This window comes from Arthrobacter sp. RIT-PI-e, from assembly GCF_001187915.1.
In the GTDB taxonomy this organism is placed as follows: domain Bacteria; phylum Actinomycetota; class Actinomycetes; order Actinomycetales; family Micrococcaceae; genus Arthrobacter_D.
On the sequence record NZ_LGIU01000091.1, the window covers coordinates 26,082 to 49,603 of the forward strand.

Below are 23,522 nucleotides of genomic sequence, written 5' to 3' on the forward strand. Positions count from 1 at the left end.
GGACCCGGCGGGGAGGCGCACCATGCCTAGCACCCTGCCCCTGGGCCTCCCGGCACCGGAGGACGGCGTCCTCCCCGCAGGGGCCGCCGCCGGGGCGGACACCCGGGACTTCTGTCTCTACGTCCACATCCCGTTCTGCGCGGTGCGCTGCGGGTACTGCGACTTCAACACCTACACCGCCACGGAGCTCGGGGGAGGGGCGTCCCAGGACGCCTACGCCGGATCCGTGCTGGCCGAGCTGGAGCTCGGCGCGCGGGCACTGGCGTCGTCGGGGGTGCCGCACCGCGAACTGTCGACCGTCTTCTTCGGCGGGGGCACGCCCACCCTGCTCCCGGCGGAGGACCTCGCCACGATCCTGACGACGGCCACCGCGCTCTGGGGGCTGGCGGCGGACGCCGAGGTCACCACGGAGGCCAATCCCGACTCGGTGACACCGGAGTCCCTGCGGATCCTCAAGGACGCCGGCTTCACGCGCGTCTCCTTCGGCATGCAGTCCGCGGTGCCGCACGTCCTCGCGGTCCTCGACCGGACCCATGCGCCGGAGCGGGTGCTCCAGGCCGTGCGCTGGGCGCGCGAGGCGGGCCTGAAGGTCAGTCTCGACCTCATCTACGGCACGCCCGGGGAATCACTCGAGGACTGGCGGACGTCGCTCACCACGGCGCTCTCCTACGCACCCGACCACATCTCGGCCTACGCCCTCATCATCGAGGAGGGCACCAGGCTGGCGTCGCGCATCCGCCGCGGGCAAGTCCCGCCGATCGACGACGACGACCACGCGGACAAGTACGCCCTCGCCGAGGAACTCCTCGCCGGTGGCGGGCTCACCTGGTACGAGGTCAGCAACTGGGCCAGGACGCCGGACGACGAGTGCCGGCACAACCTCGCCTACTGGCGCGGCAGCGACTGGTGGGGCGCCGGGCCGGGAGCCCACTCCCACGTGGGTGGCACGCGGTGGTGGAACGTGAAGCATCCCCGGGCCTACGCCGCGGCGCTCGAGGCGGGGCGCTCACCCGCCGCCGGCCGCGAGGTCCTCTCGCCGGAGGACCGCCACGTGGAGGACGTCATGCTGCGGGTGCGGCTCCGTGAGGGGCTGTCCGCGGACGTCCTGACCCCCGGCGGACGCCGCGCCGTCGCGGGGCTGATCGCCGAGGGTCTCGTCGAGGCTGCTCCGGCCTTCGCCGGACGCATCGTCCTGACCTTCCGTGGCCGGTTGCTCGCCGACGCGGTGGTACGCCGGCTCCTGCCCGACTGAGCATCGACAGAACCGGGCACCGACAGGACCGGGCACCGACCGGATCGGGCGGCGTCGACCGCCGGGGCCGGTACCTCAGCGGCCCGGTGGATAGGGAGTCCGGTGGATCAGGCGTTCAGCGGATCCGCCGGAGGGTGAACGGGTACCGGTAGGGCAGTCCGCGACTGGCGTGCACACCCGCGATCACCGAGAACACGGTCAGCGTGATCCAGATGAGGGCGTTGAGGATCGCGAAGGCCACGCCGATCGCGGGGATGAAGGAGAGGAGCCAGGCGACGAGGGCGAGGATCGTGGGAGGGAGCGTGAAGTTGAGTGCCTCCGTGGACTCCTGCGCCGTGAACGGTCCGCGGTCCTTGAAGATCAGCCGGATCAGCAGGGCGGGGACGAAGCCGAGGATCCCGCCGAAGTGCGCCAGGGTGGCGAACTGCCGGTCCTCGGACGCCGTGAGCGGCAGTGCATTGACCGGTGCTCCCTCGAAGGGGGGCTCGGGAGCCGTCCACTCGGAACGGCGAGGGTCGGCGGTGTCGGACAACGGTCCTCCTCTCCTGGCGGGCGGACTCTCCCCCCACGAACGGGTCCAAGCCTACGTGGTCCCGGATCCGCCCGGCGCGCTGGGCGTCTGCGGTGCGGTCAGGAAGTCGATGACCTCCTCCACCCGGCCGAGCAGCGACGGCTCCAGATCCGCGTAGCTGGTCACGGCGCCGAGGATCCGTCTCCACCCCTGCGCCACCGCCGCCTGGTCCGCGTGCGGCCAGCCCAGCCCGGCGAGGACACCGGTCTTCCAGTCCTGGTGGCGGGGCACCACCGGCCAGGCGGTCAGACCGAGGGTGCCGGGTTTCACGGCCTGCCAGACGTCCACGTAGGGATGACCGATGATCAGCACGTGGCCCCGGGCTCCGGGCTGGTCCATGGCCTGCCGGGCGATCCGCGACTCCTTGGTTCCGGGGAGCAGATGGTCCACGAGGACCCCGAGGCGACGCCGCGGGCCGGGGGCGAAGGCGCGGATGGCACCCGCGAGGTCGTCGATGCCGTGCAGCGGCTCCACCACGATGCCCTCGAGCCGGAGATCGTCCCCCCAGACCTTTTCCACCAGCTCGGCGTCGTGCCGGCCCTCCACCCAGATCCTGCTCGCCCTGGCGGTCCGGGCCCGGGAGCCCTCCACCCGCACCGAACCCGAGGCGGTCCGCCCCGGGACGGTGGCCGGACGGACCACGGGTGCCACGAGGTGCACCGGATCGCCGTCGACGAGGAACCCGTGTCCCAGCCGGAACGTACGCTGCTTGCCGCGGCGGTCCTCGAGGACCATGACGTGCAGTCCACCCGATTTCTCCACGCGCACCACTGCACCCACGAACCCGCTTTGCACGTCCTTGAGGACCATGTCCTTCTCGACCGGTACATCGGGCAGTGCGGTGCGTCGCGGTGCGGAGATGTCCTGGGCCCCCCAGCCGTACTCCATCGCGGGTGCGTCCTTCCGTCGAGGGGCTCCGGCCGGCTGCCGCAGCCCGGCCCGCCAATGCTAGCAATCGTGGCAGAGGTACTAGACTTGGCACTTGGGTGTGTCGAGTGCTAACCGAGCGTGGCCACCCGTACGTGCTCGTGGAACGGACCCGGAGGTGGAGATCGGATGAGTGAGCCGCGACGTCTGGAGGTACTCCGGGCCATCGTCGAGGACTACGTGCACTCGCGGGAACCCGTGGGGTCCAAGGCCCTCGTGGACCGCCACCGGCTCGGGGTCTCCTCGGCCACCATCCGCAACGACATGGCCGTCCTCGAGGAGGAGGGCCTGCTCGCGGCCCCGCACACCCGCTCCGGGCGCATCCCCCCGGACAAGGGCTACCGCCTCTTCGTGGACCGGATCTCGGAGGCCAAACCGCTCTCCGGGCCCGAGAAGAAGGCGATCCGGACCCTGCTCGAGGGTGCCGACGATCTCGACGACGTCATGGACCGCACCGTGCGCCTGCTCGCCCAGCTCACGAACCAGGTGGCGGTGGTGCAGTTCCCCCGCACGGGGGGAGCCTCCGTACGCCATATCGAGTTCGTGCTCCTGGCCCCCCAGCAGATCCTCGTGGTCCTGATCATCAGCAACGGCACGGTGCAGCAGCGCGTGGTGCGCACCGGCACCGACCTCCAGGAGGCCGAGCTCGCCGAACTCAGGCAGCGCATCCTCTCCGCGGTGTCCGGCGTGCGGCTGGCGGCTCTCCCGGGGGAGCTGGCGGTGGCCTCCAGGCAGCTGCCGGTGGCGTTGCGGGGCCCCGGGGGTACGATCATCAGGGCACTGGAGCAACTCGCCGGGCTGGGCGGTGAGGACCGCATGCTGCTCGCGGGCACGGCGAACCTCGCCCGGGCCACGGGCGATTTCCCCCTGAGCATCGGACCGATCCTCGAGGCGCTCGAGGAGCAGGTGGTCATGCTGGGACTGCTGTCCGAGATGGAGTACGACGCCCGCGGCATCTCGGTGCGGATCGGGAGCGAGAACCCCTACGGGGGGTTGTCGGAGGCGTCCGTCGTCGCCACCGGGTACGGGCCCGGGGCGGGTGCGAAGCTCGGTGTCCTCGGTCCCACCCGCATGGACTACCCGACCACGATGGCCGCGGTGCGCGCCGTCGCCCGCTACCTCTCGAGGATCCTCGAGGAATGACCCGTCGGCCATCGTGGCCGACCACGTGATGCCCGCCGGTCCGCCGGCGGGTACGGAAGAACAAGTCTCCAACAGGAAGTGATGGGCAGCAGTGAGGAATCACTACGAGGGCCTCGGTGTGGCGCAGGGCGCGACCGGGGAGGAAATCAAGAAGGCCTACCGCAAGCTCGCCCGCAAGCTCCACCCCGACGTCAACTCCGGGCCGGACGCGGCGGAGGAGTTCAAGCTCGTGACGCGCGCGTACGAGGTGCTGTCGGACCCCCAGAAGCGCCGCGTGTACGACACCACGGGCAACGAGAACGGCACGGACGCCGGGTACGGCGGAGGATACTCGGGTTCGGGCTTCGCCTTCCAGGACATCTTCGAGACGTTCTTCGGGGGTGGCGGCCAGTCCGCGGGGGCGCCGTCGCGTGTCCGCCGGGGTCAGGACGCCCTGATCAACGTCCGGATCGACCTGAAGGACGCAGTCTTCGGCACCAACAAGAAGATCGAGGTGGACACCGCCGAGGTGTGCCCCACCTGTGACGGCTCGTGCTGCCAGCCCGGCACCTCACCCCGCACGTGCGACATCTGCGGAGGCTCCGGGCAGGTCCAGCGGGCCGTGCGCTCCATCCTCGGTCAGGTCATGACCAGCGCCCCGTGCGGCACCTGCCAGGGCTACGGCACCGTGATCCCCAACCCCTGCCACGAGTGCAGCGGCGAGGGCCGGGTCCGGGCGCGCCGCACCCTGACCATCAAGGTCCCCGCGGGCGTGGGCACCGGTACCCGTATCCAGCTCGCCGGGCAGGGCGAGGCCGGTATCGCCGGAGGGCCGCAGGGGGACCTGTACGTGGAGATCAGGGTCAACACCGACTCCACCTTCCTCCGCGACGGCGACGACCTGCACGTCACCCTCAGCGTGCCGATGACGGCCGCCGCGCTCGGCACCACGGTGCACCTCGACACGTTCGACGGGGACGAGGAGCTGGCGATCAAGCCGGGGACGCAGTCGGGTGAGATCCTGACGCTCCGCGGCCTCGGCGTCACCCATCTGCGCAACCAGGGCAGGGGGGACCTCCGGGTGCACCTGAACGTGGAGCCCCCCCGGAACGTGGACGCCCAGCAGGAGGAGCTCCTGCGCAAACTGGCGGAGCTGCGCAACGAGGAGTACACGGACGGTCAGCTCGCCAGCAGCGGATCCGGTGTCTTCGCCCGCCTGCGGGAGCGCCTCGGGAACCGCTGACCATGACGCGCCCCCTGTTCTTCGGAGAGCCCGGCGCCGTCCGGGCAGCGCGCCCCGGCAGTGTCTTCGTCCTCGACGGTGACGAGGGGCGCCACGCCGCGACCGTCCGGCGCCTCGCCGTCGGTGAGCCGATCGACGTCTCCGACGGCGCCGGCTTCCGGCTGGGCGGGGTGATCACCGAGGTGGGTGGGGGTATGGTGCACCTCGAGGTGGAGGCGGCGGACCAGGAACCGGCGCCCGCCCACCGCCTCGTCCTGGTGCAGGCCCTCGCGAAGGCCGGCCGGGACGAGCAGGCCGTCGAGGCGGCCACGGAACTGGGGGTCGACGTCGTCGTGCCCTGGCACGCGGAACGGAGCATCGTCCGCTGGCGCGGTGACAAGGCGGAGAAGGGGCGGGCCAAGTGGGCCGCCCTCGCCGCCGCGGCGTCCAAGCAGTCGCGCCGCTCGTTCGTCCCCGAGGTGCTGCCCGTCCTCGACACCACGCGGCTCGCGGGGTGGGCGTCCGCCGTGGACCACCTCTTCGTCCTCCACGAGGACGCCACCGCGTCACTGGCCGCCCAGGTGACCGGGCTGCGCACCTCCGGTGCGCTCGGTGCCTCGTCGTCCACCGCCGTCGTGGTGGGACCCGAGGGCGGCATCAGCGAGGCCGAGCTCGGGAAGCTGGGCGCCTCCGGGGCGCGGACGGCACTGCTCGGCCCGTACGTGCTCCGTTCCTCGTCCGCAGGACCGGCGGCGCTCGTGCTGCTGAACCAGATGCTCGGGCGGTGGTGACCCGCGCCCGGGCGCGGCAGGCTCAGCGCAGCAGCACGGTCTTCGAGTCCGACGCCTCGCCGTCGGGCGTCCGGGCGGAGACGGTGATCTCGTAGCGGCCGGGCGGCAGTGCCACCGTGGAGGAGTACGCGCCCGCCGCGCCCTCGGCGGGGGAGACCTCCGCACGTCCCTCCTGCAGCGGCGGCGCGGGGCCGCCCGCCGAGGAGTCGCTCGTCCCGGCCGCCGTGCGGTCCACGCGCCAGGCGACCACCTGCTCGTCGGTGGGTGCCTGGCCGTGGACGCCCAGCGTGCCCGCCTCCGCCTCCACCCCCTCCTGGGGGTCGATGATCCACACCGGGGCCGGGGCGGAGCCGTCGCGGCCCCATTCGCCGCGCAGGTCGACGGCGCCGAACGCGCGGTACCCGGACTGGCCGTCGACGAGCACCACCACGGAGCTCGCCTCGCCCCCGGTGATGAGACCGGCGTGGGCGGCGGTGGCGGTGGCGGGGTGCACGAGCTGCTGCAGTGCCGGGGTCGCCTCGCCCTCGTCGAGCCGGTCGGAGAACGCGTCCGGGGAGAGGTCGACGGTGATGACGTTGCGGGTGGAGATGGAGGAGCTCACGCTCGACGCCGGCTGCCAGAGGGAGCGGTAGTCCGGGTCCAGCGGTTCCCTCGACGTCATCTTCAGGACGGCGTCGGCGATGGGGTCCCCGGTGGAGGTCGCGGGCGCCTCCAGGTACTCGCGGAACAGCCCGTCGCGGTTGCCGGCGTCGCCGACCCAGTACACCGGCAGGAGGGGCCGCGGTGCGCTCGACGCCCGCGCCGACCCGTCGACCACCGGGCCGCCCGCGGCGGTGTCCGTGCTCAGCTCCGCCGACGCGGACGGCGGGACGCGCAGATCGGTGGTGGGCGCCACGCCCTGCAGGAGCCCGGTGCCGGGGACCAGGATCACACCGCTCACCAGGAGGGCCCCTCCGGAGACCAGGAGGATCCTGCGGAGGCCGAGCCGTGGCCGTTCCAGGGGGTCCTGCTCGCTCATGCGGGTCCCTCCTTCGACGGGGCGCGCCGATCCGCGGATCGGGTGGTGCATTCGTGGGACCGGGAGCAGGGGGCCGCTGGTCGGCCCCGTCCGTGCCCCGATCCGTCCCAGCTTCGCACAGCACGAGAACGACGACGGCACCGGAAGCGGCCCTCGCGAGGACTGAAACCCGATCGATACGAAGTGGTCCCGCCGCAGCAGCCGCCGGCTCCCGGACCGGCCGGTGTCCGGACCGGGTGCGGCGCCGCACACCCGGGACCGTCCTCACGACCGCAGGCCGGGTCCAGCCCCGCTCCCGCGGGGGAGGCATGGCGTACCATGATCATCGTCCGCGCGGTGGTACCACGCGGCGGAACCCGGCACGACAGCACCGACACCACAGCGGCACGACTACTCGAACGAGGGGCGATTGAAGGCCGGACGGCCGAGCTATGAGCGAAACTTCAACAGGCATCAACGCGGCAGGACTCGACACGAGGACGTTCGTCTTCGACTCCACCGAACAGATGGTGCAGGCGCTGGGTTCCAACGACGAAGCGCTCCGCCTCATCGAGAAGTCCTTCCCCGGAGTGGGTCTCCAGGCCAGGGGGAACGAGCTGACCATCACCGGGCCCTCCGCCGACGTGAACCGGACGGAGCGGCTGGTGGGGGAGATCCGCACCATGGCGAGCAACAACGCCACCATGTCCCCGCAGGTGCTCGAGCAGCTCGTGTCGATGCTGAAGACGCAGAGCGCAGCGCGCCCCTCCGAGGTCCTCTCGGTGAACATCCTGTCCTCGCGTGGCAGGACCATCCGGCCCAAGACGCTGAACCAGAGCACCTACGTGGACGCGATCGACCGCAACACCATCGTGTTCGGCATCGGCCCCGCAGGGACCGGCAAGACCTACCTGGCCATGGCGAAGGCGGTGCAGGCGCTGCAGCAGAAGGAGGTCAACAGGATCATCCTCACACGCCCCGCGGTCGAGGCAGGGGAACGCCTCGGCTTCCTGCCCGGCACCCTGAACGACAAGATCGACCCGTACCTGCGACCCCTGTACGACGCCCTGCACGACATGATGGATCCCGATTCCATCCCGCGGCTCATGGCCGCCGGGACCATCGAGGTGGCGCCACTCGCCTACATGCGCGGGAGGACCCTCAACGACGCCTTCATCATCCTCGACGAGGCGCAGAACACCACGCCGGAGCAGATGAAGATGTTCCTCACGCGGCTGGGGTTCGGCTCCAAGATGGTGGTCACCGGGGACGTCACCCAGGTGGACCTCCCGAACGGCACCAGCTCCGGTCTCCGGATCGTCAGCGAGATCCTCCGCGACGTCGACGAGATCCACTTCAGCAGCCTCGACGCCTCCGACGTCGTCCGGCACCGCCTCGTGGGGGACATCGTCAGCGCCTACAGCACCTGGGACGAGGAGCAGCGCGCCGGGTACGCGCGCTCCGACAGGCCGGTTGCGCGATGAGCGTCGAGGTCAACAACGAGACCGGGCACGACGTCGACGAGGAGTCCCTGGTACGGCTGGCCAACTTCCTGTTCGAGGCGCTCTTCCTCCACCCCGAGGCCGAGCTGTCCATCATCCTGGTGGACACCGCCGCGATGGAGCGGCTCCACGTCGAGTGGATGGACGAGCCCGGGCCCACCGACGTCCTGTCCTTCCCCATGGACGAGCTGCGCCCGGGGACCCCGGGCCGGGTGACCCCTGCCGGGCTGCTCGGCGACATCGTGCTCTGCCCCGAGGTCGCGGCGACCCAGGGCGCCGCTGCGGGCCACAGCACCGGGACCGAACTACTGCTGCTGACCACCCACGGCGTGCTGCACCTGCTCGGGTACGACCACGCCGAGCCCGACGAGGAGAAGGAGATGTTCGATCTGCAGCGCCAGCTCCTGGCCGATTTCCTCGGCGGCACCGCACCGCAGGAGACACGCTCGTGATCATCTCGGTGCTCGCGTTCCTCGGGGTGGTCTTCGCGCTGACGGCGGCACTCGTGACGGCCGCGGAGTCCGCGTTCAGCTACCTCCCGCGCCAGGAGGGCGAGGCACTCGTCCAGGGCTCCCGGTCCACGTCGTTGCGCCGGATCCTCGACGCCCCCGTGGCCCACATGCACGCCCTGCGCTTCTGGCGGGTCTGGTTCGAGATGGCCGGGGCGGTGGCCGTCGCCATCCTGTTCCACGACCTGCTCGACAACGTCTGGCTCGCCGGTCTCCTGGCCACGATCGTGATGGCCGCGATCGGGTTCGTGATCGTCGGCGTCTCACCGCGCCAGGTGGGGCGCACCCACGCCTCCGCCGTGGTGCGTGCCACCGCGGGGCTCGTGGCGTTCCTCAGGGCCGTCCTCGGCCCCGTTCCCCGCTGGCTCGTACGGCTCGGCAGCGCGTTCACCCCGGCGGCCGCCCGGGACGAGGCCGCGTTCTTCACCGAGGAGGAGTTCCGCGAACTGCTCTCCCGTGCCTCGGACGCCGAGATGATCGAGGACAACGAGGCCGAGCTCATCCACTCGGTCTTCGAGCTGGGCGACACGAAGGTCCGGGCGGTGATGGTGCCCCGCACCGACATGGTGACCATCGAGACCGGGTCCACCCTCAGCCAGGCCATGTCCCTGTTCCTCCGCTCCGGCTACTCGCGCATCCCCGTGATCGGTGAGAGTTCGGACGACATCCGGGGCCTGCTGTACCTGAAGGACGTGGTGGCCTCGCTGCACGGGCGGCCGGCGTCGAACCTCGCCCGCCCCGTCGACTCCGAGTGCCGACCTGCCCGCTACGTCCCCGAGTCCAAGCCCGTGGGGGACCTCCTGCGTGAGCTGCAGCGCGAGTCCACCCACGTGGCGATCGTGATCGACGAGTACGGCGGAACGGCCGGGCTCGTGACCCTCGAGGACCTGATCGAGGAGATCGTGGGCGAGATCGTGGACGAGTACGACTCCGAGGTGCCGGAACTGGAGCAGCTCGACGACGTCGAGTACCGTATCAGCGCCCGCATGGGGATCACCGACCTCGGAGAGCTCTTCGGCATCGAACTGAGCGACGAGGAGGTGGACACCGTGGGCGGACTCCTCGCGAAGACCCTCGGCCGGGTACCCATCGTGGGCTCGGAGGTGATCGTGGACGGCATCGCCCTCCGGGCCGAGCGCGTGGAGGGCCGACGCAACCGGGTGTCCCACGTGATCGCCCGCCGTGTACCCGCCGCGCAGCCGGCAGTAGGAGATCGACACCTGATGGAGGCCGACAGTGAACGACACTGAGCACCGCGCCGGATTCGTCTCCCTGGTGGGGAGACCGAATGCGGGTAAGTCCACCCTGACCAACGCGCTGGTGGGGCAGAAGGTGGCCATCACGTCCGCCAAGCCGCAGACCACCCGTCACACCATTCGCGGGATCGTGAACCGTCCGGACGCGCAGGTGGTCCTGGTGGACACCCCGGGTCTGCACCGGCCACGCACCCTGCTCGGCCAGCGCCTCAACGACCTCGTGGCGGACACCCTGGCCGAGGTCGACGCCGTCGGGTTCTGCCTGCCCGCCAACGAGAAGATCGGCCCGGGTGACAGGTTCATCGCCGAGCAGCTGGCACGGCTGAACCGCAAGCCGCTCATCGCGGTGGTCACGAAGACCGACCTGGTGCACCGCCGTGCGCTCACGGAGCAGTTGCTCGCGGTGGCGGCCCTCGGCACGGACGTGGCCGGCGCAGGGGGCTGGGCCGAGATCGTGCCGGTGTCCGCCGCGGACGGTTTCCAGGTGGACACCGTCGCCGGGGTGTTCAGCGCGCACATGCCCGTCTCCCCGGTGCTGTACCCGGGCGGAGAGCTGACGGACGAGCCGGAGGCCGTCATGGTCGCCGAGCTGGTGCGGGAGGCCGCGCTCGAGGGTGTGCGGAACGAGCTGCCGCACTCGCTCGCCGTCGTGGTGGAGGAGATGATCCCGCGGGAGGGCCGCCGGGAGGACGACCCGATGCTCGACGTGCACGTGAACCTGTACGTGGAGCGCCCGTCGCAGAAGGCGATCATCATCGGCAAGGGTGGGGCTCGGCTCCGGGAGGTGGGTACCACCGCCCGGCAGGGGATCGAGGCGCTCCTCGGCACGCGCATCTTCCTGGACCTGCACGTGAAGGTCGCGAAGGACTGGCAACGCGACCCGAAGCAGCTGGTGAAGCTGGGGTTCTAGCGTGCGCCGGGTCACCCTCCCGGGTATCGGGCCCGGCGGTGGTTAGGGTGGGACTGTCCGGTCGCCTGGGTGGACGGCGACCGGTGTACCACCAGCGACTGCATCTAGCGACCGAAGGAGCCCGGCATGACACGCCGATCACGCCAGGAGGACGGTGCCGGCACCGGTGATGCCGTGACCGCGTCCGCCGGGGCCGACGCACCGGCGGGCAGACATCTGGGCCGGCGTCGTGCGCTCGGGCCGCTGGCGGTGATCGCGCTGGTCATGGCGACGGTGCTCGTGGGTGCCGTGGCCTTCGTGGGTGTCCACCTCCACCGCCTGCAGAGCAACCTGTCGACCATGCCGTTGAACCTCGGGGAGGAGCAGGGGCAGGGGCTGCCAGTGGACTCGAGCACCGATGCGCTGCAGATCCTGATCCTCGGCACGGACGCACGCGTGGGCAACACCGGTGAGTACTTCGGGGGTGAGGACGAGGATTCCGACGAGAACAACTCGGACGTCATGATGCTCATGACGCTCTCCGCGGACCGTGAGAACGTCAACGTCGTGTCCTTCCCCCGCGATCTCCTGGTCCCCCTGCCGAGCTGTGTCGACCCCGTCACCGGCGAGCCCTCGGGCGCCGTGGAGCTCGCCCAGTTGAACGGGGCCCTCAACGAGGGTGGTCCGGGCTGTACGGTCGCCGCCATCAACGACCTCACCGGGATGTCCATCGACCACTTCATGATGGCGGACTTCAACGCGGTCAGGGAACTCTCCACGACGCTCGGTGGGGTGGAGGTGTGCGTCGACGCGCCGGTGGAGGACGAGTACTCCGGTCTCTCGCTCCCCGCCGGCACCAGTGAGGTGGAGGGGGACCAGGCCCTGGCCTTCCTCCGGACCAGGCACGCGTTCGGTGACGGCGGTGACACCGGACGGATCGCCGCCCAGCAGTCGTTCCTCGCCTCGATGGCCCGCAAGGTCCGGGCCGAGGGCACGCTCACGAACATCCCCCGGCTCTACGCCATCGCGGACACCGTGACCCGCAACCTGACCATCGACGAGGGGCTCTCCCGACCCGCAGAACTGCTGAAGATCGCGGACCGGCTGCGGGACGTGGACCTGGGGCGCATCGCGTTCGTCACCGTGCCGAACGTCCCCTGGCCGGAGGACCCCAACCGCCTGATCCTCGACGAGGGACCCGCCGAGGCCGTGTTCGAGACGCTCCGGGAGGATCGCAGTCTGGTCGCCGCCGACCCCGAACCCGCGCCCGGGACGGCCCCGCCGACCCCGGCACCCGGGACGACCCCGGTCCCGGCCACCCCGGAGGGTCCCCGCCGTCGACCCGGCCACCGTGCCCGTCCTGGTCGTCAACGCCACCACCGATCCGGAACGGGCGGCGGAGGTGCAGGAGATCCTCGCGACCGCCGGGTACACCCAGACCTCGCCCTACCCGTCCGCCCCGGTGGAGACCACGCAGGTGGTGTTCGGCGGTGGCTACGCATCCGCGGCCGAGGACCTCGCCTCCCGGCTGGGCGTCCAGGACAGCCAGGTGTTCGAGAACACCGAGGTGATCGGTCTCCAGCTGCTCATCGGCGCCGACCTGTCCACCGGCGACCGCGTGGTGGTGCCGCCGCTCGGCACGGACCTCCGCGGGCAGACGGCCGACCAGGTGACCTGCCAGGCGGCCTCACCCTTCTAGGGGCGGGCGCCCTGTCGTCCGCTCCCGCATGCGGGGTGACGCGGCAGGTTCCCGGCTCCCGGGGGACTCGACGCGCGTCCTGCCCGCGCCTCCTCCGGGAGCCGGTGATCACCCTCCGAGCAGCCGCAGGGTCACCAGATCCGTACGCGCTCCTCGGGTGCCAGCCAGAGCGCGTCGCCCTCCTCCACGCCGAACGCCTCGTGGAACTCGTCGAGGTTCCGCACCACCTGGTTGCACCGGAACTCGTTGGGGGAGTGCGGGTCCACCGTGAGCCGGCGCAGCGCCTCCTCCGGCCGGATCTTCTGCTGCCAGCACGTGGCCCAGGAGAGCAGGAACCGCTGCGTGCCGGTGAGTCCGTCGATCACCGGGGCCTCCGCTCCGCCCAGGCTCAGCAGGTAGGCGCGGTAGCTGATCCCCAGGCCGCCGAGGTCGCCGATGTTCTCACCGAGCGTCAGTTCGCCGTTCACGGTCCGGCCGGGCACCTCGGAGGGTTCCAGGGCCGCGTACTGGGCCACCAGCCGTCCGGTGAGGGCGTCGAAGGCCGTCCGGTCCGCCTCGCTCCACCAGTCGGACAATCTGCCGGTGCCGTCGAACTGGGATCCCTTGTCGTCGAAGCCGTGCCCGATCTCGTGGCCGATCACCGCGCCGATCGCGCCGTAGTTGACGGCGTCGTCGGCCTCGATGTCGAAGAACGGTGGCTGCAGGATCGCCGCGGGGAACACGATCTCGTTCATGGTGGGCATGTAGTAGGCGTTGACCGTCTGCGGTGTCATCAACCAGGCACCGCGGTCGATCGGCCGACCGAGCTTGCCGAGCTGCCGGGAGTGCTCGAACTCGTTGGCGCGGAGCACGTTGCCGTACAGGTCCGAGGCGCGGACGTCGAGGGGTCCGTAGTCGATCCACGTGTCCGGGTAGCCGATTTTGGTGGTGAACCGGCGCAGTTTCTCGAGCGCCCGCTCCCGGGTCGCGTCGGTCATCCACGTGAGCTCGGTGATGCTCGACCCGTACGCCGAGATGAGGTTTCCCACCAGCTCCAGCATGGCCTCCTTGTGGGTGGCCGGGAAGTGCCGCTCCACGTAGCGCTGACCGATCGCCTCCCCCATGGCGCCCTCCACCAGGGCGACGCCGCGCTTCCAGCGGTCCTTCAGCCGGGGGGTGCCGGCCAGGTGGGTCCCGTAGAAGGTGAACGCAGCATTCACGAAGCGGTCGTCGAGGTAGTCGGACGCGTCGAGCAGGATCCTGCTGACAAGCCATTCCTGCCACGTGGCGAGCTCCTCCTCGCCCAGGGCGGCGTCGAGTCCGCGCACGAAGTCGGGCTGGCTGACGATCACCTCCGCGCACTGGTCCGTCTCGTCCGTGACGACCCGCAGCCAGGGGACGAGGTGCCCGGAGAGCTCGGCGACGCCGTCGAACGGGACCAGGTTGTAGGTCCGCTGCGGGTCCCGGCGCTCCACACTGCCCATGGAGGATGCGGCCAGTCGCGTCTCGAGGTCGAGGACGCGCTGCGCGGAACCCTCCGGATCCGTGGTGTCCGCGAGGCCGAAGAGCGTGGCGAGCAGGAGACGGTACTGCTCGCGGGTCTCGGCGAAGCCCTCCTCGCGGTAGTAGGACTCGTCGGGGAGACCGAGCCCGGACTGGTACAGGTGCAGGAGGTACCGGTCGGGGTTCCCGGCGTCGTTGCTCACGTAGGGAGCCACGAGACCCTGCACCCCGGACCTGCTCAGACCCGCGCTGAGTTCCACGAGATCACCGATGGTGGTGACCGAGCGCACGCGCTCCAGCAGCGGCAGCACCGGTGCGATCCCCGCGGCCTCGATCCCGGCGGTGTCCATGAAGTCCGCGTAGAGCGTCCCGAGCTTGGCCCCGACGTCCTGCGGCGAACCGTCCGCCGCCTCGCGCGCGGCGTCCTCGATGATGTCCCGTACGGCTTCCTCGGAGGCGTCCCGCAGGGCGGTGAAGGATCCGGTGAGTGCGCGGTCCTCTGGGATCCGTGCGTCCTTCAGCCACACGCCGTTGGCGTGCCTGAACAGGTCGTCCTGGGGGCGGACCGACCCGTCGAGATCGTCCGGGTCGAGGGTGCTGATCGTCATGTTCGCTTCCGTTTCCTCGCGGTGGGGCGCTCGTCCGAACGCCCCACCGGCCATCCTATGTGCCGTGCTATGGTGGCGAAGTGCGCGCACACAGGACTCTTCTTCGGTGCCGCGGCGGGGCCATCTAGGACACACGAGCTACTGGCCATCCCCGCCGCGGAGTCTCGCGTCGCCCGGCCGCCGGCATCCTCAGTCCCACAGAAAAGGCCGATCCCCATGCAGAACACGCAGCAGACCTCGGGCATGCCCTTCGGCAAGTACCGCCCGTTCCAGGACCAGATCTCGGTGGAGCTGCCGGATCGCACCTGGCCCGACCGGACCATCACCCGGGCGCCACGCTGGTGCGCGGTGGACCTCCGCGACGGCAACCAGGCCCTGATCGACCCGATGAACCCCGAGCGCAAGCACAAGATGTTCGACCTCCTGGTCCGCATGGGCTTCAAGGAGATCGAGGTCGGGTTCCCCTCGGCGTCGCAGACGGACTTCGACTTCGTGCGCCAGCTCATCGAGGGGGACCGCATCCCGGACGACGTCTCCATCCAGGTCCTCACGCAGTCCCGGGAGCATCTGATCGAACGGACCTACGCCTCCCTCGAGGGCGCCGACCGGGCGATCGTCCACCTCTACAACTCCACCTCCGTGCTGCAGCGCCGGGTGGTCTTCCACCAGGACCGGGACGGCATCGTCGACATCGCGCTGCAGGGGGCGCGGCTGTGCCGCAAGTTCGAGGAGAACCTGGGCGACACGGAGATCACCTACGAGTACTCACCGGAATCCTTCACCGGGACGGAACTGGACTTCGCCGCGCGGATCAGCAACGAGGTGGCGGAGGTGCTCGAGGCATCCCCGGAGCGCCGGATGATCCTCAACCTCCCGGCCACCGTGGAGATGGCCACCCCCAACGTGTACGCGGACTCCATCGAGTGGATGACCCGCAACCTCGCCGACCGCGACAGCATCATCCTGTCCCTGCACCCGCACAACGACCGCGGTACCGGGGTGGCGGCCGCCGAACTCGGTTACCTGGCCGGCGCTGACCGCATCGAGGGATGCCTGTTCGGCAACGGCGAGCGGACCGGCAACGTCGATCTGGTGACCCTCGGCATGAACCTGTTCAGCCAGGGGATCGATCCGCAGCTCGACTTCTCCGACATGGACTCGATCCGGCGCACGGTGGAGTACTGCAACCAGCTCAGCGTGCCGGAGCGCTCACCCTACGGCGGGGACCTCGTGTTCACCGCGTTCTCCGGGTCCCACCAGGACGCGATCAAGAAGGGCTTCGAGAGCATGGAGTCCGACGCCGCCGCGCAGGGGGTCGGCCTCGACGACATCCCGTGGGCGGTCCCGTACCTGCCCATCGACCCCAAGGACATCGGACGCTCCTACGAGGCCGTGATCCGCGTGAACTCGCAGTCGGGCAAGGGTGGCGTGGCCTACCTGCTCAAGAGCGAGCACAGCCTGGACCTGCCCCGGCGCGCGCAGATCGAGTTCTCCGGGGTCATCCAGCGCCGCACGGAGACCCAGGGCGGCGAGGTCAGCGGCGCACAGCTCTGGTCCGTGTTCCAGGACGAGTACCTGCCCACGCGGACCGACGGCGGCTCCGAGCCGTGGGGCCACTACGAGCTGACCTCGGTCACCACCGCCACGGCCGAGGACGGCGCCTTCGAGCTCGGTGCCACCCTGCTCGTCGACGGCGTGCAGCAGCGCAGGACGGCGCACGGCAACGGCCCGATCGACGCGCTGCTGGCGATGCTGAGCGAGGACGGCGTGGACGTGCGGGTGCTCGACTACACGGAGCACGCGCTCGCCTCCGGGGGGAACGCCCGCGCGGCCGCCTACGTGGAGTGCGCGGTGGGCGAGCGCGTGCTGTGGGGCACGGGTATCGACGCGAACACCACCATGGCCGCACTGAAGGCCGTGGTCTCCGCGGTGAACCGGGCCATCCGCGACGCCGCCTGACCGGTCCGGGGTCCCCCTGCCCCCTCGGGCCGGCCCGCTCGTGCGGGGGCGGCAGGTGGGATGATGGACACGTGGCTTCCTCATCGACCCCGCGGACGTACCGCACCGAAGGCGTGGTGCTCCGCACCTACAAACTCGGGGAGGCCGATCGCATCATCGTGCTCCTGACCCGGGAGCACGGGCAGGTCCGGGCCGTGGCCAAGGGTGTGCGGCGTACCAGCAGCAAGTTCGGTTCCCGCCTGGAGCCCTTCATGGCGGTGGACCTCCTCCTGGCGCGCGGGCGGAACCTCGAGGTGGTGACCCAGGCCCAGACGAAGGGCGCCTACGGCTACGGGATCGCCTCGGACTACGGCCGCTACACGGCGGCGACCGCCATCGCGGAGACGGCCGAACGCCTGACCGACATCGGTGAGTCCGGAGGGGCGCAGTACGCGCTGGTGGCGGGTGCGTTCTCCGCACTGAGCCGGGGCCTGCACCCGTCGGAGCTCATCCTCGACTCCTACCTGCTGCGGGCGCTCGCCACCGCAGGATGGGCCCCCAGTTTCACCGACTGCGCCCGGTGCGGTGCTCCCGGGCCCCACACGGCCTTCTCCGCACCCCTCGGCGGTGCGGTCTGTCCGGTCTGCCGGCCACCCGGGGCGGCATCGCCCTCGGGCGCCGCCATGGAGCTGCTCGGTGCCCTGCTCACCGGGGACTGGCAGATCGCGGACGGCGCGGCGGCCGGTCCGCGGCGTGAAGCGGCCGGGCTCGTCGCGGCCTACCTGCAGTGGCATCTCGAACGCGGAGTGATCTCCCTCGACCATGTGGAGCGTGCATGAAGAACGCAGCAGCCCGACCCGTGGCCCCCTGGCCCCACCCGAGCGGCGAGGTGGTGCCGGCCATCCCGCGCCAGTTCGTGCCGGAGCACGTGGCGATTGTCATGGACGGCAACGGCCGGTGGGCCAACGAACGGGGCCTGCCGCGCACCGAGGGTCACCGGGCCGGTGAGGCCGCCCTGCTGGACGTCATGGCGGGGGCGATCGAGATCGGGGTCCGTCACGTGTCCGTCTACGCCTTCAGCACCGAGAACTGGAAGCGGTCCCCCGAGGAGATCCGCTTCCTCATGGGCTTCAACAAGGAGGTGCTGCGCCGCCAGCGGAACCAGCTGGACGCCTGGGGCGTCCGGGTGCGCTGGGCGGGCCGGAGATCCAGGCTCTGGCCGTCCGTGGTCCGGGAGCTCGAGGACGCCGAGCGGCACACGGCCGGGAACACCACGTGCACCCTGACCATGTGCATCAACTACGGGGGCAGGGCCGAGATCGCGGATGCGGTGAAGTCGATCGCCGAGGACGTCGCCGCAGGACGGCTCCGTGCCTCCTCGGTGAGCGAGAAGACGGTGCAGCGGTACCTCGACGAACCCGACCTCCCCGACGTCGACCTGTTCCTGCGCACCTCGGGCGAGCAGCGCCTGTCCAACTTCATGCTCTGGCAGTCCGCGTACGCGGAGATGGTGTTCATGGACACCCTCTGGCCCGACGTCGACCGCCGCACCCTGTGGCGCGCCATCGAGGAGTACGCGGCACGGGACCGCCGCTACGGTGGGGCCGTGGACCAGGCGGCCGACCGGTCGGCCGGCGGGGCGTCCGGCTGACCGGGTGCTCCGGAGGCTCAGCCGGACGTCGGAGGCGTTGCGACCGACGGCGGCACCTGGACCCCCAGCCAGCGGACGGTAGCCGCGGCGGCGTCGTCGCGCACGGGCCGGCGTGAGAGGAAGACGTCGTGGAGCGCACCCCGGAAGCGTCGGATGGTCACGTCGGGGCCGAGGTCGGCCGCCCGGCGCACCGTCCTCGTGACATCCAGGATGCTGTCCGACTCGAGCATCGAGTCCTTCCACGTGGGGCTCGTGGTGGACGTCGCGGAACACAGCACCAGGATCGGCGTGTCCACCGTGACGCCGTGGGCCAGTTCCGCATGCCCGGCCAGTACGGCGGCCAGCCACCCGACGCGGATCGGGAAGCCCGCCTCGGGCCGCCACGACGGCTCGATCGACCACTCGCCGTCGCGGGTGTCGCTGATGCTCCGGAAGTAGAAGCCGAGCTCGGGGAGCAGGATCCGGGCCTTCGGCCGGAGCCTCGACATCGTGTCCAGCCCGCCCCGGGCCATGCCCCGCAGGACGGTGTTCCCCTGGGTCTCGAGCCAGGGGCCGTTGAGCACCAGGGCTGCGAGCCGGCCGGGATGACGCGCGCTCCACAGGACCGCCGAGAGCCCCCCGGTGGAGTGCGCCATCAGCACGAGCTGCACCTCCACGGGCCCGCCCACTCGCTCACCCAGGCGTTCGGTCAGTGCCGCGATGCCGGCCTCGAGATCCTCGTCGTAGTCGCTCAGCGATGTCACGAACCCGGGGGTCTGGTGCGGCAGGAGACTGCGGCCGTGCTTGTGGAGGTCCAGCGCGAAGAACGCCCAGCCCGCTGAGTGCAGTGCGGAGGCCAGTTCCGCGTGGTGGAAGTAGTCGCTGAAGCCGTGGATGTGGAGCACGGCCCGGATCCTCACCGGACCGTGCCCCCCGCGGTGCTCCGCCCGCGGGGCCACCGCATCACCGCCGCCGTCGGCGGACGCCGGGGCTCCCGCGATCCCGGGCTCGTGGGCCACCAGCGTGGCCACGCGCGTGCCCTCGTCGTCGGGGGTGAGCCACAGGGTCCGTGCCACGAACGGGTGGCCGAGGAAGTCCTGGTCCCAGTGCCCGTCCATGCTCCGACCCTACCCCCGGTCCTCGGGAGCACGGAGGAGTTGGAGGGTGTCACCCCTGCGTGGAATTCTGGTCGCATGCGCATCTACCCCACCTTCTTCCGGGTCGTGTTCTCCGGGATGGACGCCGAGCGCGCCCACACGATCGGCTTCGCCCTGATCAAGGCCGCGGACCGGACCCCCGCGGGGTGGTTCCTGCGCCGCTACTGCGCACCGGATCCGCGCCTGGCCACCTCGGCCTTCGGCGTCGAGTTCCCGTCCCCGTTCGGCCTGGCCGCGGGGTTCGACAAGGCGGGCGAGGGGGTGCTGGCGCTCACGGCGCTCGGGTTCGGTCACGTGGAGATCGGCACCATCACGGGTCAGGCCCAGCCCGGCAACCCGCGCCCGCGGCTCTTCCGGCTGTTGGAGGACCGCGCCGTGATCAACCGGATGGGCTTCAACAACGACGGCGCCGCCCTGGTGGGCCCGCGGCTGCGGTCGGCGCGTCAGCGGCTGGCCCGCAGGTACGGTTCACGGCCCCGCCCGGTCGTCGGCGCGAACATCGGTAAGACCAAGACGGTGGATCTCGCGGACGCCGTGGCCGATTACCTCGTGAGCGCGGAGCAGCTCGCACCCGAGGCCGACTACCTGGTGGTGAACGTGTCCTCCCCGAACACCCCGGGGCTGCGTCTGCTGCAGACCGCCGACTCCCTCCGGCCCCTCCTGGAGGCGGTACGGAGCACGGCGGACCGGTCCGCGGGCCGCCACGTGCCCCTGCTGGTGAAGATCGCCCCCGATCTCACGGACCAGGATCTCGACGACGTCGCGACGCTCGCCCTCGACCTGGGCCTGGACGGCATCGTGGCCACCAACACCACCATCACGCGGGAGAACCTCCGCACCGACGACGCCGTGGTGATCGCCAAGGGCGTCGGTGGACTGAGCGGTGCGCCCCTGAGGGCGCGGTCCCTCGAGGTGCTCGAGCGCTTGCGTGCGGCGGTGGGGGACCGGCTGGCGATCATCTCGGTGGGCGGCGTCGAGACCCCCGCGGACGTCCACGAGCGGCTCGAGGCGGGAGCCACCCTGGTGCAGGGGTACACGGGGTTCCTGTACGAGGGACCGTTCTGGGCCGCCCGGATCAACCGGGGACTCCTGCGGTCGAGGATCCCCGCGGCGCACCACGCCTGAGGACCTGACCCCCGGGACGGGTGAAGCCGGACCAGCAGGTCCGGCTTCACCCGTCCGCCCCGGAGGTGGGTCCGGGCGCCGATCGATCAGGAGGGGTACTGGCCCCGGCGGACCTGCGGCTTGGGCAGCCGGAGCCTGCGCAGCTGGAGCGCCCGCGTCACCGCGTACCAGAGGTCTCCCTGGGCCGGTCCGCCGAACTTCTCGGTGAGCTTCCGCTTCAGCTTGCGCCGCAGCAGGATGCAGTCCACGATCACGACCACGATGAGGAACCAGAAGGCCATGAGCACGGCGCTCTGCACGGCCAGGGACTGGAAGAAACTGAGGACCACGAACACCAGGGCGGCGATCATGAGGAACTCGCCCACGTTGATGCGGGCGTCCACGAACTGGCGGACGTAGCGGCGGTGGGGTCCCTTGTCACGGAGGGGCAGGTACCGCTCCTCGTCGGTGTCGAGTGCCTGCCGCGTCCGGAGGCGGTCCTCCCGCATCGCTGCGCGGCTCTTCTCCTTGGCGGCCTTGCGGTCGTTCGGTACCAGGGGCCGCCTGCGGGCGGCCTCCTGCACGCTGCGCTTGGGCGTCGGCACGCCCTTGCCCTGCTGTCGCGGTGTCTCCTGGGGCGGGGAAGCGCTGTCGACTACTTCCTGGGCGGTGGGGGCTTCTCGATTTCGTCCGAACACCCCCCCAGGATACCGGCTCGGGGAAGAGCACCTCGGAGACCTACGGGCCGAACGGTCCGGGAGGACCGCTCCGCCCCGTCCGGGGCCCCTGTGTAGGGTTCTGGCATGACCTCCATGAACACCTCCTCCGGCCCGGCAGCGGGCCCCTCCGACGTCGTCGACCGCCTGCGGGCGAGCATCGACGCCGCCTTCCCCCGTATCGTCGAGCAGCTCGGCGACCTCGTGGCCATCCGGGGCATCGCCTGGGACGCCTTCGACGCCGCCGACCTCGACCGCAGCGCCGACGCGGTGGCCGGCCTGGTCCGGGACGCCGGGATCGACGACGTCCGGATCCTGCGCGTGGACAACGCGGGGGTGCCGGGCGGTCCCGCCGTCGTCGCCCGCCGCCCCGCGGCAGCCGGTATGCCCACCGTGCTGCTCTACGCCCACCACGACGTGCAGCCGCCGGGGGACCCTGCGCTCTGGGACACCGATCCCTTCGTCGCCACCGAACGCGACGGCAGGCTCTACGGCCGGGGGAGCGCCGACGACAAGGCGGGTGTCATGGCCCACGTGGGTGCCTTCACGGCCCTGGCCGACGTGCTCGGGGACTCCTTCGGCGTCGGGGTGACACTTTTCGTCGAGGGGGAGGAGGAGGCCGGCTCGCCCACGTTCCGCAGCTTCCTCGAGACCTACCGCGAGGACCTCGCGGCGGACGTGATCGTCGTGGCCGACTCCAGCAACTGGAAGGTGGGCGTCCCCGCGCTGACCACCAGCCTGCGCGGGCTCGTGGACGGCACCATCGAGGTGCAGGTCCTGGACCACGCGGTGCACTCCGGGATGTTCGGCGGGCCCGTGCTGGACGCCCCCACGCTCCTGGCGCGGCTCATCGCCACCCTGCACGACGACGCCGGGGACGTCGCGATCGCCGGGCTGCGGAGCGGGGACGACGCCTCCGTGGAGTACGAGGAGCAGGACTACCGCACCGACGCGTCCGTGCTCGACGGCGTCCGGCTCGCCGGTACCGGATCCATCGCCTCGCGTCTGTGGACCAAGCCCGCCCTCTCGATCATCGGCATGGACATCCCCACCGTGGCGCTGTCCTCCAACACCCTGCTGCCGCGCGCACGGGCCAAGTTCAGCCTGCGCCTCGCCCCCGGTGAGGAACCGGCGGCGGCCATGGACGCGGTCCGGCGCCACGTGGAGGCGCATGCCCCGTTCGGTGCCCGGGTGACCTTCACGCCGGGGGAGAGCGGGAGCCCCTTCAGCACCGACACCGGAGAGCCCGCCTCCCGGCTGGCCCTGGAAGCGCTGGAGGAGGCCTGGGGTGTGCAGCCGGTCGAGGCGGGGATGGGCGGATCCATCCCGTTCATCGCGGACCTCACCGAGGTGTTCCCGTCCGCCCAGATCCTCATCACCGGGGTGGAGGATCCCGATTCCCGGGCGCACAGTGCCAACGAGTCGCTGCACCTCGGCGAGTTCCGGAAGGCCGTCCTCGCCGAGGCGATCCTGCTCGCGCGGATCAACGACGGCGGTCTGACCGGCGCCTGATCCGTGCCGGGCCCGTGCCCGGCCCGAGGGGGCGGGCACGGGAGGAAATGTTCTGGGCGTCCCGTCCGTTATCCCAGGTGCGGGTCCGGCGTACGCTTGGACGAGGCCATGTGCCCCGCACCGCGGCAGGCACTGAGAGCGGGCACGCGACGACGGGTCCGAGCTAGGAGAGACACAATGAGCACTTCGACCACCGAGAACGAGTCCCTGCAGGGGGCCACGGAGCTGCCGATCCACGAGGTCGCGCTGTCCGACGTCGCCGCAGGCAAGGTGCGCAGCCTCCTCGAGCAGGAGGGGCGCACGGATCTCCGCCTGAGGGTGGCGGTGCAGCCGGGCGGCTGCTCGGGACTCATCTACCAGCTGTACTTCGACGAGCGGGTCCTTGACGGTGACGCCGTACGGGACTTCGACGGGGTCGAGGTCATCGTGGACAAGATGAGCGTGCCCTACCTGTCGGGCGCCTCCATCGACTTCGAGGACACCATCTCGAAGCAGGGCTTCACCATCGACAACCCGAATGCGGGCGGATCGTGCGCCTGCGGGGACTCCTTCCACTAGCACGACGCTCGAGGCCCGGAACACCACGCGGACAGTGTGTTCCGGGCCTCTTTCGTGTCACCGGATCGCGGGTCTTGCCG

21 protein-coding genes and 1 pseudogene are annotated in these 23,522 nt (G+C 71.0%); 16 read left to right on the plus strand and 6 right to left on the minus strand.

Annotated features, from left to right (window positions below; all coding sequences use genetic code 11):
* Positions 1–22 precede the first annotated feature (22 nt).
* Complete coding sequence (hemW, locus tag AC792_RS13135) at positions 23–1,252, plus strand: radical SAM family heme chaperone HemW (RefSeq protein ID WP_049830955.1); 1,230 nt, start codon at positions 23–25, stop codon at positions 1,250–1,252.
* A gap of 115 nt (positions 1,253–1,367) precedes the next feature.
* Here the strand turns inward: hemW and AC792_RS13140 are convergent, their stop codons facing one another.
* Positions 1,368–1,784, minus strand: a complete 417-nt coding sequence (locus AC792_RS13140) for a DUF4870 domain-containing protein (protein ID WP_049830956.1) — start codon at positions 1,782–1,784, stop codon at positions 1,368–1,370.
* A 51-nt stretch (positions 1,785–1,835) separates the two neighbouring features.
* Positions 1,836–2,711: a DUF3097 domain-containing protein gene (locus tag AC792_RS13145; RefSeq protein WP_049830957.1), complete on the minus strand. Its 876-nt coding sequence runs from the start codon at positions 2,709–2,711 to the stop codon at positions 1,836–1,838.
* A gap of 168 nt (positions 2,712–2,879) precedes the next feature.
* Here AC792_RS13145 and hrcA point away from each other — a divergent pair, with 168 nt between their 5' ends.
* The 3 genes from hrcA (at position 2,880) to AC792_RS13160 (ending at position 5,885) form a co-directional block, all read left to right on the plus strand.
* A complete protein-coding gene (gene hrcA / locus AC792_RS13150; protein ID WP_049830958.1) occupies positions 2,880–3,893 on the plus strand; it encodes a heat-inducible transcriptional repressor HrcA in 1,014 nt (337 codons plus the stop codon).
* Between the two features lie 91 nt (positions 3,894–3,984).
* The gene (gene dnaJ / locus AC792_RS13155) at positions 3,985–5,115 is read left to right on the plus strand and encodes a molecular chaperone DnaJ (RefSeq protein ID WP_049830959.1); all 1,131 of its coding nucleotides are present in this window, start codon (positions 3,985–3,987) and stop codon (positions 5,113–5,115) included.
* Between the two features lie 2 nt (positions 5,116–5,117).
* Positions 5,118–5,885 (plus strand): 16S rRNA (uracil(1498)-N(3))-methyltransferase, encoded by a 768-nt coding sequence (locus tag AC792_RS13160; RefSeq protein ID WP_049830960.1) that lies wholly within the window; start codon positions 5,118–5,120, stop codon positions 5,883–5,885.
* A gap of 22 nt (positions 5,886–5,907) precedes the next feature.
* Here the strand turns inward: AC792_RS13160 and AC792_RS13165 are convergent, their stop codons facing one another.
* Positions 5,908–6,903, minus strand: coding sequence for a GerMN domain-containing protein (locus AC792_RS13165; protein WP_049830961.1), 996 nt, complete (start codon positions 6,901–6,903; stop codon positions 5,908–5,910).
* A gap of 431 nt (positions 6,904–7,334) precedes the next feature.
* Between AC792_RS13165 and AC792_RS13170 the strand changes: the two genes are divergently transcribed.
* The 6 genes and pseudogenes from AC792_RS13170 (at position 7,335) to AC792_RS13195 (ending at position 12,737) form a co-directional block, all read left to right on the plus strand.
* Complete coding sequence (locus tag AC792_RS13170) at positions 7,335–8,366, plus strand: PhoH family protein (RefSeq protein ID WP_049830962.1); 1,032 nt, start codon at positions 7,335–7,337, stop codon at positions 8,364–8,366.
* Positions 8,363–8,836, plus strand: coding sequence for an rRNA maturation RNase YbeY (gene ybeY / locus AC792_RS13175; protein ID WP_049830963.1), 474 nt, complete (start codon positions 8,363–8,365; stop codon positions 8,834–8,836). Before AC792_RS13170 ends, ybeY begins: the two co-directional genes overlap by 4 nt.
* Complete coding sequence (locus AC792_RS13180) at positions 8,833–10,143, plus strand: hemolysin family protein (protein ID WP_049830964.1); 1,311 nt, start codon at positions 8,833–8,835, stop codon at positions 10,141–10,143. The genes ybeY and AC792_RS13180 overlap by 4 nt, the downstream gene beginning before the upstream one ends.
* Positions 10,130–11,059: a GTPase Era gene (era, locus tag AC792_RS13185; protein ID WP_049830965.1), complete on the plus strand. Its 930-nt coding sequence runs from the start codon at positions 10,130–10,132 to the stop codon at positions 11,057–11,059. Before AC792_RS13180 ends, era begins: the two co-directional genes overlap by 14 nt.
* Before the next feature lie 510 nt (positions 11,060–11,569).
* A pseudogene (locus tag AC792_RS18225) lies at positions 11,570–11,962 on the plus strand (LCP family protein); the annotation flags it as partial.
* Between the two features lie 427 nt (positions 11,963–12,389).
* Entirely contained in the window at positions 12,390–12,737 is a 348-nt protein-coding gene (locus AC792_RS13195) for a LytR C-terminal domain-containing protein (protein WP_049830967.1), read from the plus strand.
* Between the two features lie 131 nt (positions 12,738–12,868).
* Here AC792_RS13195 and AC792_RS13200 read toward each other — a convergent pair whose 3' ends face one another.
* On the minus strand, positions 12,869–14,827 hold the full coding sequence (locus AC792_RS13200) for a M13 family metallopeptidase (protein WP_049830968.1): 1,959 nt from the start codon (positions 14,825–14,827) through the stop codon (positions 12,869–12,871).
* Between the two features lie 216 nt (positions 14,828–15,043).
* Here AC792_RS13200 and leuA point away from each other — a divergent pair, with 216 nt between their 5' ends.
* The 3 genes from leuA (at position 15,044) to AC792_RS13215 (ending at position 18,416) form a co-directional block, all read left to right on the plus strand.
* The gene (gene leuA, locus AC792_RS13205) at positions 15,044–16,786 is read left to right on the plus strand and encodes a 2-isopropylmalate synthase (RefSeq protein ID WP_049830969.1); all 1,743 of its coding nucleotides are present in this window, start codon (positions 15,044–15,046) and stop codon (positions 16,784–16,786) included.
* A gap of 71 nt (positions 16,787–16,857) precedes the next feature.
* Positions 16,858–17,604: a DNA repair protein RecO gene (gene recO, locus AC792_RS13210; RefSeq protein WP_049830970.1), complete on the plus strand. Its 747-nt coding sequence runs from the start codon at positions 16,858–16,860 to the stop codon at positions 17,602–17,604.
* Positions 17,601–18,416: an isoprenyl transferase gene (locus tag AC792_RS13215; RefSeq protein WP_049830971.1), complete on the plus strand. Its 816-nt coding sequence runs from the start codon at positions 17,601–17,603 to the stop codon at positions 18,414–18,416. The genes recO and AC792_RS13215 overlap by 4 nt, the downstream gene beginning before the upstream one ends.
* A 17-nt stretch (positions 18,417–18,433) precedes the next feature.
* Here AC792_RS13215 and AC792_RS13220 read toward each other — a convergent pair whose 3' ends face one another.
* Entirely contained in the window at positions 18,434–19,513 is a 1,080-nt protein-coding gene (locus tag AC792_RS13220) for an alpha/beta hydrolase (RefSeq protein WP_049830972.1), read from the minus strand.
* Between the two features lie 75 nt (positions 19,514–19,588).
* Here AC792_RS13220 and AC792_RS13225 point away from each other — a divergent pair, with 75 nt between their 5' ends.
* Positions 19,589–20,677, plus strand: a complete 1,089-nt coding sequence (locus AC792_RS13225; protein WP_049830973.1) for a quinone-dependent dihydroorotate dehydrogenase — start codon at positions 19,589–19,591, stop codon at positions 20,675–20,677.
* Between the two features lie 86 nt (positions 20,678–20,763).
* Here AC792_RS13225 and AC792_RS13230 read toward each other — a convergent pair whose 3' ends face one another.
* Positions 20,764–21,354, minus strand: coding sequence for a DUF3043 domain-containing protein (locus AC792_RS13230; protein ID WP_049830974.1), 591 nt, complete (start codon positions 21,352–21,354; stop codon positions 20,764–20,766).
* Between the two features lie 105 nt (positions 21,355–21,459).
* Between AC792_RS13230 and AC792_RS13235 the strand changes: the two genes are divergently transcribed.
* Both AC792_RS13235 and AC792_RS13240 read left to right on the plus strand, forming a co-directional pair.
* Positions 21,460–22,884, plus strand: coding sequence for a dipeptidase (locus AC792_RS13235; RefSeq protein ID WP_049830975.1), 1,425 nt, complete (start codon positions 21,460–21,462; stop codon positions 22,882–22,884).
* Between the two features lie 177 nt (positions 22,885–23,061).
* Entirely contained in the window at positions 23,062–23,442 is a 381-nt protein-coding gene (locus AC792_RS13240) for a HesB/IscA family protein (protein ID WP_049830976.1), read from the plus strand.
* The last annotated feature ends 80 nt before the right edge of the window (positions 23,443–23,522 follow it).